Genomic DNA, 14921 nt, shown 5'->3' with positions numbered 1-14921 from the left:
CGGAGAGGAGGGCCGGATCATGTACCGTTCGGCCGCCTACTACTGAGAGTTACGGTCTGTTGGGTAGTGCCCCGATCTTGTAGCCTGTCGCCACTCTCGGGCCTCGTTGGGGCAGGTGCAGATGACGGACAAGCGCAAGGTCTAGACCGCCGTGCTCGGATCGCCCAAATCTCACGAGCCGATCCTGATGCCGTTCGGGCGCATCGACGCAGAGCTGCTGCGCAAGCGCCACAGCGCTCGAAGGTTCTTCTGCGGTGAATGGCTGGGAGGCTGTGGGAAGGAGCTGTACACCCGCATCGGACCCCAGAAGGTGCCGCACTTCGCGCACCATCCCGAGGGCACCAGCCGTCCCATCACCTGTCGCCGTTCCAGCAACGATGTCGGCAGCGCCGACCACCTCTACATCAGGCAGGCGCTGACCCGTTGGTTGACGAAGCAGGACCACCAGATCAGGGAGTTCAGCTGGGAAGGCACCATTCCGCGCCAGGGTGGCACCTGCACCGGCATGACGATCGAGACGACAAAGGGATTGTTGATCGCCATCGCGCTCCGGCCCGACCTGCGTTGGGACTCTGATCGACCCTGGCCCCAGCGAGATGCTGCGCTCCGGCGCTCTCATAAGAAGGTCGATTGGCTGTTCTCTCCAACCGTGCCGATGGTCAAGCACATGACCCGGCGGCAGGGGTACGCCCTTGTGGTCGATTGTGAGAGCGATGGGCTCCGCCGTACAGTCCGGATCGGGACGAAGATCGGCGGCAAGATCCCGCTCTGGGCGAACCTTGAGGATTGCAAGCTCGACGAGCAAGGCCGCATCTGGACGCCTCACGTGGCCGATCATCGCCGTCGAAGCGTCCGGCTGCCCGGGGCACCCGCCGAGGTGGAGCATGCGAAGGTGATGGAGCCACCACCTGAATCTAGGGCGGTGGAGGCAGGCGTTGGGTCGATCATAGGTTTCCCGCTGAGCATCAGCCTGCTGGCCGTGGTGCCCTGTTCGACAAATGGCTGCGTCATAGAGGCGGAGATCAAGAGCGAAGTCGTGACGCTCCCGACACAGCAAGTCCGCATCGTGTTGCCGGAGCAGACAGCCGACGTGGTGATCGGCCGTGATCATCGAGTGATAGGTCCGGCGCTTATTTCAGCTGAGGGCACCCAGACAGGGGTGACGTGGAGGATACACGCGCAAGGCTTACAGGCCTTCCCCCAAGGGGAACTTGAACCCCTCGCAGAACCTACCCCGACCAGAACGGACGAGGTATCGCCCGAAGCATCGGCGTGGGGAAGGCTAGAGAGCATTCTTGATGGACTTACCGAAGCGCGTCGGGCTCGTGACGTCAAAGCCTCGACACGGCTCAATGGGGAAGCTGAGGCCCTCATCGCGACGCTGGGCGCTACGGAGCAGAAACGGGCTCGCAAGCGTCTCAACCGTCGGCGAAGGGCAGACAACAGAGCTGAAGCCCCACCGGCTGCGTCGTCGCAATCGGTCCGGGAACTTGGCCGGATCCTCGATCTCGCCTTCGATAAGGCCAGGGCAGGAGACGTGCCCGAGGCGAGGCGCTTGCACGGTCAGGCGCTGGAACTCTTTCGATCCGTACCCATTGCTCACGTTGGCGCATTCCAGGAGCTGTTGAACAGTCTTCAGCGGGCCCTGACCAGCCAGCCAACGGTGCTTCAGACCAGGCGGTCAGCTACGACGAAACCATCCCGGCACTCGCACAGGGCGGTCAGGCAAAAGATCTCCGCGTACATCGATTTGATCGGCCACGCGATCGATCAAGGTAAACCAAGCTACGCGAAGGAGCTGTGTAAGGGCCTGGAGCCACTATTGGCAGGATCGCCGGAGAGCCTGTATCTCGCCGAGTCCAAGCAACTTGCCGAGTACAAGACGCAGATCTCCGCGCTTCACGATCGAATCGTGAGTGGGCGGTCCGACTGACGACGCGGCTGGTCGCACTCGTCAGGCGGAGATCGGCTCATCTTCGCGGCGTCGGACTGCGACGGCCCCTGCTCTTTCTCCGGCGGGGGCCGGTCGTAGCCGGATGGGGCTGGCGCCGTTCGCCGCCTACGTGTAGGCGTTGTCGTGGGAGAGCACCTTCAGCGGGAGGTCGGCATCCTGGAGACGGCCCCCGCCGGCGACATGGCGTTCTGTCCGGAGGGCATGCTGCTCGCCACGGCGAACACCGACTCGACCATCCGGATTTGGGACGTCGGAATCCTGGCCGACCTGCTCGGCGCGGTATGCGCCATCGCGGGGCGCGGGAATGACGGCAGCACATCGCCGGTGGACCATCGACTGACCTGCGGCCCGTGAGAACGGAGACCGGCCCCTGTGTGGGCCCGGCCTCCGGTTCATTCGAAGCGACGGCCGCTAGTCGGCGGCGGGCTCGACCTTGGTCGCGGGGTCGCCGTCGACCGCCTGCGCCAGCTGCGGCACCAGCCGGTCGAGCACGTACGGCAGCGACAACACCGTCACGAACGAGAACGCCACGCCGTAGTTGGTGCTCTCGCCGATGAAGACCTCGCGGCCCTCGGCGACGACCTTCATGTCCTTGTAGACGGCGTCCTTGTGCAGCGTCTCGACGTCCTTCTTCGTGTCGGGGACCGTCCAGATGATGAGGTCCTGGTCGAGCAGGTCGCTGCGCTCCTTGGAGATGCTGGCGCCGAACTTGTCGCCGATCACCGCGTCGAGGTCCTCCGGCAGGCCGAAGCCGAGCGACACGAGGTTGCGGGAGCGGGTGTCCTGGCTGCCGTACACGAAGAAGCCCTCGTAGGGCGTGGCCACGACGGCCTTCTTGCCGGCGAACTCGGGGTGCTCGGCGGCCATCGTCTTGAACTTGGTCTCGACCTCGTCGACCAGCGCCTTGGCCTCGGCCTCCTTGCCGAGGGCCTTGCCGGTGATCAGGGTCTGCTCCTGCCAGGGGATGCCGTAGTCGTTGTACGCCGCGGGCTGCGCCACGACCGGGGCGAACTTCGACAGGGTCTCGTACTGCTCCTTGGTCAGGCCGGCGTACAGGGCCAGGATCAGGTCGGGCTTGAGGGCGGCGATCTTCTCGACCTGCGGGCCGGTGCCCGGGTCCTCCAGCAGGGTCGGGACGGGGGCGCCGTTCAGCTTCGGCGTGGCCCACGGGCCGATCGCGCCGGGGAAGCCGCCGAACCAGTTGGTGGTGCCCACGGGGACGACGCCGAGCGCGATGGCGGCGTCCTGGTCGGTCAGGCCGACGGTGAAGATCCGCTGCGGGGCGGCCGGGACGGTCGTGGAGCCGAACTTGTGCTCGATCGTCACCGGGAAGGCGGCGGCGGGGGCGGTCGTGCCGGCCGGAGGGGCGGCCGAAGCCGACGCGGCGGGGGTTGCCGTCTCCGACGACGACCCGCAGGCGGCGACGGTGCCGAGCAGGAGGGAGGAGGCGAGCACCGCGGCGAACCGGATGCCTCTCGTAATGCCGAGCATCGAATTTCCTTATTCGAGGGGGTTTTCACTGGTGGTGCGGACACCCGACCACGCCTCCCAGAGGGAGGCGTAGCGGCCGCCGGAGGAGCGCAGCTCGTCGTGCGGGCCGCTCTCCACGATTCGGCCGCCGTCCATGACGACGACCCGGTCGGTCGCCGCCGCCTGGGTGAGGCGGTGGGCGACGATGAGGGCCGTGCGGCCCTCGACGGTGGTCTCGATTGCCTTCTCCAGCACCCGCGCCCCGGCGCTGCCCGCCTCGGCGGTCGCCTCGTCGAGCACGGCCACGGGCGGGTCGGCCAGGATCAGCCGGGCCAGCGCGAGCTGCTGGATCTGGGTCGCGGTGAGGCGGTGGCCGCCCTCGCCGACGACCGTGGCCAGGCCCTCGGGCAGCGTCTCGGCCCAGGTGAGCGCGTCGACCCTGGTCAGCGCCTCGCGCAGGTCGGCGTCGGTGGCGTCGGGCCGGGCCAGGCGCAGGTCGTCGGCCAGCGGGCCGGCGAAGACGTGCACGTCCTGGGTGACCATGCCGACCTCGCCGGGGACGGCGATCGTGCCCGTCGACGGCCGGTGGATGCCGGCGATCAGCCTCGCCAGGGTGGTCTTCCCCGCGCCGCTCGCGCCGACCAGGGCGACCCGTTCGCCCGCGCGGATCGTCAGGTCGACCTCGTGCAGCACGGGCCGGCCCTCGTCGTAGGCGTGGCCGAGCCCGGAGACCTCGATCTGCGGGGCCTTCGGCCGGTCGAGGGCGGGCGGTTCGGGCTGGTCGATGACGCCGACCAGGCGGGCCAGCGCCGCGCCCGCCGACTGGGCGTCGTCGATCAGCACCAGCGCGGTGTTCACCGGGGCGAACAGGGAGTGGAAGTAGAGGGCGGCGGCGGTGGCCGTGCCGATGGACGCGGCGCCCGAACGCACCATGAGGAACCCGGCGACCAGCACGGCGGCCAGGCCCGCGTACTCGGCGACGTGGAGGCGGCTGTAGAAGCGCAGCACCAGGTTGACGCCCTGGAGGGTCAGCGAGACGGCGGTGTTCGAGCGTTCGGCGACCTTGGCCGTGTGGTCGGCCTCCAGCCGGAACGCCCGCACGGTCGTCGCGCCGCCGATGGTGTCGAGGAGCTGCTGCTGCTGGGCGCCGCCGGCCACCCGCTGGCGGGCGTAGAGGGGGCCGGCGTTGCGGACGTACCAGCGCGCGGTGTGCCACTGGACCGGCACCGCGATCAGCGCGGCCAGCAGGAACCGCCAGTCGAGGATCGCCAGCGCGCCCAGCGTGAGCACGATCGCCAGGCCCGAGCGGGCCATCTCGGGCAGCGCGACCCTGACGGCCTCGGCGATCAGGGAGACGTCGCCGGTCACCCGGGCGGTCAGGTCGCCCGACCCGGCCCGTTCGACCTGTTCGAGCGGCAGCCGCATCGCCCGGTCGACGAACCTTTCGCGCAGCCGGGCCAGCACCGTCTCGCCGAGCCGCGACACCAGGGCGAGCCCGAGGGTCATCGCGCCGCCCTGGGTGACCGCGACCGCGACCAGCGCCAGCACCGGCGTCGTGATCGCGGCGGCGGGCTCACCGGAGGCGACCAGGTCGACGACGGCGCCGAGCAGCGGCTGGGTGAGCAGGCCGATCGAGGTGGCCACCACCATCACGGCGAACCCGCCGAGGGCGAGCGCGCGATAGGGCCGGACCAGGTCGAGGAGCACCGCGCGGGTGCGGGCCGCCGTGGCGACGGGGAGCAGTTCGCGGTTCACGCGAGCACCGCCGTCCGGTAGGCGGCGTTGCGGGTCACGAGGTCGGCGTGCGGGGCGGCGTCGGTGATCCGGCCGCCGTCGAGCAGCACCACCCGGTCGGCCACCGCGAGCAGCGCGGGGGAGGTGGTGACGAGGATCGTGGTCCGGTCGCGCCGGACGTCGCGCAACCGGGAGGCGATGCGCGCCTCGGTCACCGCGTCGACCGCCGTGGTCGGGTCGTGGACGACCAGGACGGCGCGATCGGCCGCCAGCGCCCTGGCCAGGGCGACCCGCTGCCGCTGGCCGCCCGAGAGCGACTGGCCGCGTTCGGCGACGTGGCCGTCGATGCCGCCGGGCAGTTCGCCGGCCACCTCGTCGGCGCCGGCCGCCGCCATCGCCTCGGGGTGGGCGCCGCCGACGTTCTCGCGCAGCGTGCCCTCGAACAGGTCGGCGTCGTGGTCGGCGACCAGTAACACCTCGCGCAGCGCGGCCGGGTCGAGGTCGGCCAGCGCCACCCCGTCGAGTTCGACGGTCCCGGACGACGGGTCGGCGGTCCGGCCCAGGCAGCGCAGCAGGCTGATCGCGTCGGCCGGGTCGACGGCCGCGACTCCGAGCACCTCACCCGGGGCCACCTCCAGGTCGACGCCCTTGAGGGTGTCGTGGGAGACCCCCCGGAGGCGCAGCGAACCGCGTACCGGAACAGGCATCGGCGACGTGCCGGCGGCGATGGCGTGGGGGGCGGCGAGCACCTCCGCGATCCGGGCCGCCGAGGCCCGGCCCATCGCGAACTGGGCGTTCACCCAGGCGAAGACCTCCAGCGGGCCGATCAGGAACAGCGCGAGGCCGACGGCCGAGACCAGCTCGCCGAGCGTGATCTCACCCGAGGCGGCCAGCCGACCGCCGACCAGCGCCACGACGGCGATGAAGACGCCGGTGAGCGCGACGACCAGGCCCGTCTGCAGGGCCTCGGCGCGGGCCGCGCGCAGCGTCGCGGCGAGGGAGTCGCCGCTGGTCACCCGGTAGCGGGCGACCGCGGCCGTCTCGGCGCCGATGCCCTTCAGCACCCGCAGCCCCTTGACCAGGTCGGCCGCGACGCCGGACGCGTGCGCGGCGCGGTCCTGCTGGTCTTCGCTGGCTTTTTCGAGCGGCTTGCTCAGCAGGTGGCCCAGGAACAGCAGCAGGGGGGTGCCGGCCAGCACGACCAGGCCGAGCGGCACGGAGACGCGCAGCAGCACGACCGCCGCGACCACGATGCCCATCAGCGCCGAGAAGGCCAGCATCACCGACATGTTGACCGCGCCGACCCGCTTGGCGTCCTCGGTCGCGGTGTTGGTCAGCGCGCCCGGGAGCCGGCCCTCCTCGGCGCCGCCCCGGGCGTCGAGCACCCGCTCGACCAGTTCCATGCGCAGCGCGTGCCCGGCCCGCTCGGCGGCGCGCTCCCCGGCGCGGGCGCCGAAACGGTAGGAGAACGACAACGCGACGTAGACGACCGCCAGGACGACGAGCCACCGGGCCAGCGCGGGCAGGTCGCCCGCCGCCACCCCCTGGTCGATCACGACGCCGATCAGCACCGGGACCATGACCTCACCGGCCTGGTGGGCGGCCCCCAGTACGGCACCGGTGACGACGTCACGGCGCTGCCCCGAGATCGCCCGCCACAGGACAGCCCTCACCCGTCACCCTCCGCCTCGCCCGAGTAAAACTTAGGTAAGGCTACACTAACCAGATGGCGCGGGCCAGTTCAGCGCCTCGGCCATCGGGCACGGCATCGCGATCGTCGGCGGCGAGGTGAGATCGGCACGGGTGGCGCCGTGGCAGCGACGCCCCCCGTGCCCTTCGCGCGGTGCTCCAGAAGAGGGAGCCACACCGACGCGGTGGACGCCCGCACGCCGGGACGGGGACCGTCGAGGCCGGTGTCCCCGCCGCGCGCGAGCGCCTCCATTCCGGTCCCCGAGCCGGCCTCGCCGGCGGCCTTCGCGTGAACTCGACCTTGTCCTGTGACGTGGCGACGCGGATCTCGGCGCGTCACACTCGCGCCTCCGCCCTCGCGGGCGCCGCCACCACGCCGACGGCGGTGATCGCCAGCGCGACCAGGACGTAGAGCGAGATGGCCAGGGTGCTGCCGAACCGGTCGAGCAGCGCCAGCGCGATGATCGGCGCCAGCGCCCCGCCCAGCACGCCCGCGAGCTGGTAGCCCATCGACGCCCCGCTGTAGCGCAGGCGGGTGCTGAACAACTCGGCGATGAACGCGGCCTGCGGGCCGTACATGGCCGCGTGGCAGGCCAGCGCCACGACCGTCGCGAACACGATCAGGGCGAACGACTTGGTGTCGAGCAGCGGGAAGAACACGAACGCCCACAGCGCCGCGCTCGCCGCCCCGGCCAGGTAGACGGGCTTGCGGCCGACCCGGTCGGACAACGCGCCGAACAGCGGGATCAGGAAGAGCTGGCACGCCGACGCGATCAGCACCGCGTTCAGGCCCGTCTGCCGGTCGAGGTTCAGCGTGCCGGTGACGTACGTGAGGATGTAGAGGGTGAACGTGTAGAACGCGACGTCGACGCCGATGCGGGCGGCGATGGCCGACAGCAGGGCGCGCGGATGCGTGGTGATCACGTCGATCAGCGGCATGCGGGCCTTGGCGGGCATCTCGGCGTACAGGGGGGATTCGGAGACCCGCACCCGGATCCAGAGCCCCACCCCCACGAGCACGCCCGACAGCAGGAACGGGACCCGCCACCCCCAGTCGAGGAACGCCTGCTCGGGCAGAACCGCCGACAGCACCCCGAGCGCGCCGGCCGCCAGCAGGTTCCCGGCCGGCACCCCGACCTGCGGCCAGCTCGCGTTGAAGCCCTTCCGGGCGGGGTCGCCGTGCTCCATCGTCATCACCACCGCGCCGCCCCACTCGCCGCCGAGGCCGAGCCCCTGGAGGAAACGCAGCGTCACGAGGAGGACCGGCGCGGCCACGCCGACGGCGGCGTAGGTGGGCAGCAGGCCGATGAGAAACGTCGCGATGCCCATCAGCAGGAGCGTGGCGACGAGCACACCCCGGCGGCCGACCCGGTCGCCGAAGTGGCCGAAGACGACGCCGCCGAGCGGGCGGGCGACGAAGCCGACCGCGTAGGTCGTGAGGGCGAGCAGGGTGCCGGTGAGCGGCTCGAACGTCGGGAAGAAGACCTTGCCGAAGACCAGGGTGGCGGCGGTGCCGTAGAGGAAGAAGTCGTACCACTCCAGGGACGTGCCGATCAGGCTCGCGACGATCACCCGGCGGGACTGGGAGGTTGCCATGACGCTCCTTCGTGGGGAGGTGGGCCATTTTCAACATAAGAATTGTTGAACAATTCGACAAGGGGTTTGTTCGCATGTTTTGCTGGTTACCGTGCGTGAACAGACGACCGGGCCCCATCTCCTGCGCGCCAGCACCGCCGAACTCGTGGCGGGCGTGCTGCGCGACCGCATCGCCCAGGCGGTCTACGCACCCGGCGAACGCCTCTCCGAAGAGGCCATCGGCGCCGAACTGGAGATCTCCCGCAACACCCTGCGCGAGGCCTTCCGCCTGCTCGGCCACGAGCGGCTGCTCGTCCACAAGCTCAACCGGGGCGTGTTCGTCCGGGTGCTGTCGGCCTCCGACGTGAAAGACCTCTACCTGGTCCGGCGCGTCATCGAGTGCGCGGCGGTGCGCAACTCGGCCGGGGGAGACCTGGCCGCCTGCCGTGAGGCGGTCGACGAGGGCGAACGCGCCGCCGCCGACGACCGCTGGCGCGACGTCGGCACCGCGAACCTGCGTTTCCACCAGGCCCTCGTCGCCCTGCACGGAAGCTCCCGCCTCGACGAGTTGATGGGCCAGCTGCTCGCCGAGCTGCGGCTGGTCTTCCACGTGATGGAGAACCCGGGCGCGTTCCACGCGCCGTTCGTCGCCCGCAACCGCCTGCTGACCGGGCTCCTGGAAGAGGGCCGGCTGGCCGAGGCGGAGCAGTACCTGTCGAGGTATCTGGACGACGCGGAGGCCTTACTGCAGGGGGCGTTCACGTCGGGGTCGCAACCAGGCTGACGGGATGGGGCGTTCAGCCTCGACGGCCGTTCGGCGGGGGTGAGGCTGCTCGGGCCGGTCCGTCTCGATCGACCCGGTCGCATGTCACGCTCGGGGAGAGCGCCGTGCGGGCCGGCCCGCCTTCCGGCCCGGCCGAGTCCTCGGCCTTCAGCCCAGGATCGCCATGCCCGCCGGTGGGAGGCTGACCCGCACCAGTGCCCGGTCCTCGTGGTGGACGACCGAGGGCGGGGCCGTCTCCCCATAGAGGACCGACAGCACCGACCCTTCCGGATGGAACGGGCGGTGGACGGTGACCAGGGCCGTCAGCGGGTGCAGCGTCGGGTTGAGGGCGACCAGGACCTCCCGGTCGTGCAGGATGCGCGACCACACGGTCAGTTCGCCGGTCGCCGGGAGCCGGAACGGGCCGCCCGTCGAGATCTCCCGCAGGTACATGCGGCCACGCCGCAGCGCCAGCCCCACGCCGTCGGCCCGGTTGCGGACCGCCGCCAGGGCCCGGATCCGCCGGTACGCCGGATGCTCCGGGTCGAAGAAGTGACACCCCTGGGTGCCGAAGGCCCCGAACGTGCCGCCGAACATCGTCTCGCGGATGTAGCGGTCGTCGCCCCCGGCCGGGGACGCGCCGTCGAAGCCCTGCTCGGTGCCGTAGTAAACGCACGGGATGCCCAGCGTGGTGAGCTGCACGCCGACCGCGTGGGCCACCTGGGTGTCGGAGTGGGGCCCGCTGTTCCCCGCCGAGAAACGGCGGCGCTCACGCCCGACCATGTCGTGGTCGTCGAACATCGTGACGTGGTAGCGGCCGGTCTCGCGGTGGCCGCCGAGGACGTCGTGGCCCCGGTACTGCGCGAAGAACGCCCGCGGGTCGGCGAACCCCTTGACCAGCCCGGCGATCAGCGCCGCCGGCTGCCCGATGTCGAGCACGGCGTCGATGTTGCGGCCGAAGACGTCGAGGTAGTCGCGGGCCATCGCCGCCCCGCCGGTCACCTCGCCGAGCAGCAGGAAGTTCTCCTTGCCGACCGACTCGGCGTACTCGCGGATCGCCCCGCAGAAGTTGCGCGACACCTCCCACGGCACGTGTTTCACCGTGTCGATCCGGAACCCGTCGCAGTCGGTGAACGCGATCCAGTGCCGGTAGACGTCGACCACCGCCGACAGGACCTCGTCGCGGCCGAGGGCCAGGTCTTTCAGCGTCTGGAAGTCGCCCCGGCGGAACTCGACGTCGGGGTGGAGCGGGTTCTCCCACGGTTCGGGGTCCCAGCGGCCGATGCCCCCGGCCCGCGTGTACCACTCGGGGTTCTGGAACGGCTCCGGCCAGACGCCGTCGCCCCGGCCCGCGATGTGCCGGACGCTGGCGCCCTCGGCCGAGCGCCAGCCGTGCATCGGGTAGGGCGGGGCGGACCGGTAGGGGAGCTGGGAGACGGGGGAGCCGCCGTCGTCGTAGAACCAGTTGTCGCCGGTGTGGTTGTAGACGACGTCGAGGAGCACGTACATGCCCCGGTCGTGGGCCGCGGCGACGAGGGCGCGCAGGTCGTCGGGGCTGCCGAACCTGGGGTCGACGTCCAGGAAGTCCTGGATGCCGTAGCCGTGGTAGGTCTCCAGGTCGGGGCGCTGCTTCCAGACCGGGCCGAGCCACAGGGTGGTGACGCCGAGGTCGCGCAGGTAGCCGAGTTTTCCGGTGATCCCCTTGATCGTGCCGCCCTGGAAACGTGATCCCGAGTCGGCCCACGCGATCGGGTCGGGGGCCCGGTGGGCGTCGGTGCGGTCGTACTTCGGGCGGGTCTCCTCGCGGCCGTCGCTGAACCGGTCGGGGAGCAGGAAGTACAGGAATTGGTCACGCCACGTAACCGGGCTCGGATGCATGGGTTCCTCCCCTACATGTCGGCCTGCCGGGCGTCGTAGGCCTCGCGGGCCCGGTCGATCGCGTCCACGTTTGTCATGGACCAGTCCAACAGACCGCAAACCGCCGAACGCAAAGTGTGACCCAGCGGTGTCAATTCGTAATCGACCCGCGGCGGGGCGATCGGATGGACCGTCCGGGTGACCAGGCCGTCGCGTTCGAGGTTGCGCAGCGTGACGGTCAGCATGCGCTGGCTGAGGCCCGGAATCTCCCGCTTGATGACGGTGAAGCGCTTGGTCTCCGTGCCGATGACGTGGATGACGTTGAGCGTCCACTTGCCGGAGACCCGGTCGAGCATCTGCCGCGCCCGGCACAACCGCTCGTCACGTGGTTCCCCCCATGCGCGAGCACAGCCTGGTGCTGGAGGGGCGGCGGCTGCGGGAGCTCGTCGGGCAGGAGTCGTTCATCAGCCGGATCCTCATCATCGAGAACGAGTTCATGCCGGGCCGGAGCGTGGTGGTGCTGGTGCGCGAGACGGCGGGATTCTGAGGCTCAGACCGTCCACATCGACGGGCCGGACTTGGAGTAGTTCCGTTTTATCTGCAGCCATTTCCGGCGGAAGAAGACGAGGAACCAGGCCTCCATGACGACCGCCACCACCAGCACCCCGCCGATGAGCCACGGCACCTGGCCGGCGGGCAGGCCGGCGGTGACCCGCAATTGCATCACGCCGACGAATATCCCGGCCCAGCCGGCGCCGAGCAACAGCAGCAGCACCGAGGAATAGGGATAGGACATGTGCAGGGAATTGCTCAGCAGCGTGCTTTCCCACGACAACACGTTCTTGCGCCCGACGGCGGTGTTGATGCGCACCTCGAGTTCGGCCAGCCATTTTCCGGCACGCTGCGAGCGGTTGTACTCGCCGAGCCAGATCATCAGCCCGACCTTGGCGATTTGGGGAACGCCGATCAGGCTGACCAGGGCGGTTCCGGTGCTCGGCGTGGGCTGGCCGATCAGGGCGGCCAGGATGATCGCCATGGCGCCGAACATGAAGTTGGCGATGGTCACCCGGTTGCTGATGGCGTTCAGGCTCTCCTGGCGGAGCCAGTTGTACTCGACCAGCATGGCCTGGAAGGCCTGCGTCTGATCGCCCAGTTCCTGGATTTCGACGGGCGGCGGCGAGGGTGCGCGGCGTAAGAATCGCACGCTACATTCCCACGCTCTCCCTGACGGCGTCGAGCAGCCCGATATCGCCGCCGAGGGCGTGGAACCGCGTCCGGAAACCCGCGCTCGCGGCGCGGCCGATATTGTGCGCCCGGTCGTCGACGACGAGGGTGCGCGACGGGTCGAGCGTTCGGGCGGCGATCTCGAAGAGGCCGGTTCCGGGGGTCTGTTTGGACACACCGAGAAGATAGGACAGGAACACGTGGTCCGACCGGATTTCCGCGACTTCGCCGATGAGGCGCATTTGTTTGGGAAACCAGAACGACGTGTTGTCGCTGATGAATCCGACCGTGACGCCGTGGCCGGCGAGCAGCCCCACGGCCCGCCCCGCCGCCGGGTCGCTCCGCAGGGTCGAGTGTTCCGCCGCCGCGACGGCCTCGGCCGGGATCTCGCGGCCGAGGGCCCGCCCGAAGTCGCGCCAGTAGTCGGCCTCGTCGCGCACCCGCAGGGAGTAGTCGGGCCACAGCCGCTCGCCGATCGCGTCGACCCGTTCGTGGTCGAGCCCGAGCCGGTCGGCGAGGCCGTCGCCGCCGGTCAGCCACAAGGCCTGCCAGGGGTCGACCGTCAGCACCCCCCCGACGTCGAACAACACGGTGTCGATCAGCACGGTGTCGATCATGCCGTCAGATCACGGGCAGGATCTGCCGCAGCTCGCCCGGTGTCGTGCTCCTCGGACGCCACTCCCGCGGGTAGCCGAGCGACACCTCCTCGAACCGCACCCCGTCGTGCCAGGTCGTGCGGGGGATGTGCAGGTGGCCGTAGACCATGGCGACCGCGCCGAACCGGATGTGCCAGTCGGCGGTGCGGTCGGTGCCGCACCAGATCGCGAACTCGGGGTGGCGCAGCACGAACGTGGGGTCGCGGACCAGCGGATAGTGGTTGACCAGGACCGTCGGCAGGCGGCCGGGGCGCTCGGCCAGGCGGCGCTCGGTCTCCTCGGCCCGGGCGGCGCACCACTCGTCGATGCCGTCGTAGGGGTCGGGGTGGAGGACCATCTCGTCGGTGCAGACGACGCCCTTGTCGTAGGCCAGCTTCAGCGCCGCCTCTTTGGTCGTGACGCCGGGCACGCGGTAGCTGTAGTCGTAGAGGACCATCAGGGGCGCCACCGTGACCGGGCCGTCGGGGCCCTCCCAGGTCGGGTAGGGGTCTTCGGGGGTGACGACGCCCAGGTCGCGGGCCACCTTCACCAGGTGGTCGTAGCGTTCGACGCCGCGGAGCTGGAGCGTCTCGCTCGGGTGGGTCCACAGGTCGTGGTTGCCGGGCGCCCAGACGACCCTGGCGAAGCGGCTCGCGAGGGTGCCGAGCACCCACTCGAAGTCGGCGACCTTCTCGGACACGTCTCCGGGCAGCAGCAGCCAGTCGGTCTCCGACCGGGGGCGGATGCGCTCGACGATCTCCCGGTTCTCGGGGTAACCGACGTGCACATCGCTGATCGCCAGAAGAAATGTCATAACGGGCAGTCTCTCCGACCTCGACCCCCAAAATCCACCTGCGAGCCGCTCGCCGTCACCCGGTGAGTCGCCGCCGGACCAGGTCGCTGATGGTGGTGGCGGTGGTGAAGTCGGTGCTGAGCACGTTCTTCGTGAGGGCGAAGGCCATGCCGGTCTTCGTGTCGGCGTAGGCGCTGCCGCCCCCCGCGCCCGGGACGCCGAACGTCGTCGGGCCGGGGTCGTCGAAGGCGCCCGGGTGGCCGATGCCGTAGCCGAGGCCCCACCGCACCGGGTTGCCGAAGACGGCGTCGACGCCCTCGAAGGAGATCGCCGAGATCGCGCGGAGGCGTTCGGGGGAGATCAGCCGCACGCCGTCGACCTCGGTCATCAGCGCCGAGTAGAGCCGGGCCATCGCACGGGCCGACATCTTGCCCCCGGCCGGGATGTCGGCCGCCAGGATGTCGGGCCGGTTGCCGAACGCGGCGGTCGGCATCAGCGCCATGGGGGCCGCCCTGAACATCGGCAGGTCGGGCAGCTCCGCCGGCAGCCCCGGGGGCGGCTCGGGCGAGGGGGCGTCTTCGAGCACGGCCAGCCGGTGGTGCTGGTCGGCGGGCATGCCGAAGTAGAGCTCGTCGGCCACGCCGAGCGGACCGGCGACCTCGTCGCGCAGGACCTCGGAGATCTTCCTCCCGGTCACCCGCCGGACGATCTCGCCGACGATGTAGCCGAAGCTGTAGGCGTGGTAGCCGATCGCGGTGCCCGGCTCCCACCACGGCTCGGCGTCGGCGACGGCCGCGCACATCGCGTCCCAGTCGCAGAGGTCTTCGGCGGTCGTGGTGAGCGGGATGCCCGGCACGCCCACGGAGTGGTCGAGGGCCATGCGGACCGTCGCCCGCTCTTTGCCGTGGGCGGCGAACTCGGGCCACACCTCGGCGATCGGCGTGTCGTAGCCGATCAGGCCCCGCTCGGCGAGCACGTGGAGCACGGCCGAGGTGGCGCCCTTGCCGACGGAGTAGTTGTAGAACGGCGTCTCGGGCGTCACCGCCCGCCCGGTCGCCGGGTCGGCCACCCCCGCCACGGCGTCGACCACGGGCTCCCCGCCGAGGTAGACCGACACCTGGAGGCCCCGCTCGACGCCCTTCTCGACGAGTTCGTCGATCGCGGCCTGCACGTCACGCTGGAGATCGCTCATGTGTTCGACTATATCGAGTTCCGTGAATGTCGGTC

At 70.5% G+C, this 14921-nt stretch carries 14 protein-coding genes; 4 read left to right on the top strand and 10 right to left on the bottom strand.

The window, feature by feature from the left end; all coding sequences use genetic code 11:
* The first annotated feature begins 151 nt into the window (after positions 1-151).
* Together GT755_RS02405 and GT755_RS02400 are read left to right on the top strand one after the other, a co-directional pair.
* Positions 152-1933, top strand: coding sequence for a competence protein CoiA family protein (locus GT755_RS02405; RefSeq protein WP_161478029.1), 1782 nt, complete (start codon positions 152-154; stop codon positions 1931-1933).
* A gap of 144 nt (positions 1934-2077) precedes the next feature.
* Complete coding sequence (locus tag GT755_RS02400) at positions 2078-2308, top strand: WD40 repeat domain-containing protein (RefSeq protein WP_161478028.1); 231 nt, start codon at positions 2078-2080, stop codon at positions 2306-2308.
* Positions 2309-2365: 57 nt separating this feature from the next.
* Here GT755_RS02400 and GT755_RS02395 read toward each other — a convergent pair whose 3' ends face one another.
* The 4 genes from GT755_RS02395 to GT755_RS02380 all read right to left on the bottom strand — a co-directional run bounded on the left by GT755_RS02395 (position 2366) and on the right by GT755_RS02380 (position 8443).
* The gene (locus GT755_RS02395) at positions 2366-3445 is read right to left on the bottom strand and encodes an iron-siderophore ABC transporter substrate-binding protein (protein ID WP_161478027.1); all 1080 of its coding nucleotides are present in this window, start codon (positions 3443-3445) and stop codon (positions 2366-2368) included.
* Between the two features lie 9 nt (positions 3446-3454).
* Positions 3455-5179, bottom strand: coding sequence for an ABC transporter ATP-binding protein (locus GT755_RS02390; RefSeq protein ID WP_161478026.1), 1725 nt, complete (start codon positions 5177-5179; stop codon positions 3455-3457).
* On the bottom strand, positions 5176-6831 hold the full coding sequence (locus GT755_RS02385; protein ID WP_328794134.1) for an ABC transporter ATP-binding protein: 1656 nt from the start codon (positions 6829-6831) through the stop codon (positions 5176-5178). The genes GT755_RS02390 and GT755_RS02385 overlap by 4 nt, the downstream gene beginning before the upstream one ends.
* Positions 6832-7183: 352 nt before the next feature.
* Positions 7184-8443 (bottom strand): MFS transporter, encoded by a 1260-nt coding sequence (locus GT755_RS02380; protein ID WP_161478025.1) that lies wholly within the window; start codon positions 8441-8443, stop codon positions 7184-7186.
* Positions 8444-8534: 91 nt separating this feature from the next.
* On the opposite strand from GT755_RS02380, the gene GT755_RS02375 reads away from it, so the two are divergent.
* On the top strand, positions 8535-9206 hold the full coding sequence (locus tag GT755_RS02375) for a GntR family transcriptional regulator (protein WP_328794133.1): 672 nt from the start codon (positions 8535-8537) through the stop codon (positions 9204-9206).
* 147 nt (positions 9207-9353) lie between these two features.
* Here GT755_RS02375 and GT755_RS02370 read toward each other — a convergent pair whose 3' ends face one another.
* On the bottom strand, positions 9354-11063 hold the full coding sequence (locus tag GT755_RS02370; RefSeq protein WP_161478023.1) for an alpha-amylase family glycosyl hydrolase: 1710 nt from the start codon (positions 11061-11063) through the stop codon (positions 9354-9356).
* A gap of 11 nt (positions 11064-11074) precedes the next feature.
* On the bottom strand, positions 11075-11398 hold the full coding sequence (locus GT755_RS02365) for a winged helix-turn-helix transcriptional regulator (RefSeq protein WP_161478022.1): 324 nt from the start codon (positions 11396-11398) through the stop codon (positions 11075-11077).
* Positions 11399-11439: 41 nt separating this feature from the next.
* On the opposite strand from GT755_RS02365, the gene GT755_RS02360 reads away from it, so the two are divergent.
* Entirely contained in the window at positions 11440-11589 is a 150-nt protein-coding gene (locus GT755_RS02360; RefSeq protein WP_161478021.1) for a hypothetical protein, read from the top strand.
* A 3-nt stretch (positions 11590-11592) separates the two neighbouring features.
* Here the strand turns inward: GT755_RS02360 and GT755_RS02355 are convergent, their stop codons facing one another.
* Genes GT755_RS02355 through GT755_RS02340 form a run of 4 tightly spaced genes read right to left on the bottom strand, consistent with a single transcriptional unit; the run spans position 11593 to position 14886 of the window.
* Positions 11593-12246, bottom strand: coding sequence for a hypothetical protein (locus tag GT755_RS02355; RefSeq protein ID WP_161478020.1), 654 nt, complete (start codon positions 12244-12246; stop codon positions 11593-11595).
* Between the two features lies 1 nt (position 12247).
* Entirely contained in the window at positions 12248-12883 is a 636-nt protein-coding gene (locus tag GT755_RS02350) for an HAD family hydrolase (protein ID WP_161478019.1), read from the bottom strand.
* 4 nt (positions 12884-12887) lie between these two features.
* Positions 12888-13715, bottom strand: a complete 828-nt coding sequence (locus tag GT755_RS02345) for a metallophosphoesterase family protein (RefSeq protein WP_161478018.1) — start codon at positions 13713-13715, stop codon at positions 12888-12890.
* Positions 13716-13770: 55 nt separating this feature from the next.
* Positions 13771-14886, bottom strand: coding sequence for a serine hydrolase domain-containing protein (locus tag GT755_RS02340; protein WP_161478017.1), 1116 nt, complete (start codon positions 14884-14886; stop codon positions 13771-13773).
* Between the last annotated feature and the right edge of the window lie 35 nt (positions 14887-14921).

It is taken from the genome of Herbidospora solisilvae (assembly GCF_009901565.1).
GTDB classification, from domain to species: domain Bacteria; phylum Actinomycetota; class Actinomycetes; order Streptosporangiales; family Streptosporangiaceae; genus Herbidospora; species Herbidospora solisilvae.
Note: the sequence above shows the minus strand (reverse complement) of the source record. Positions and strands in the feature narration are given on the sequence as shown.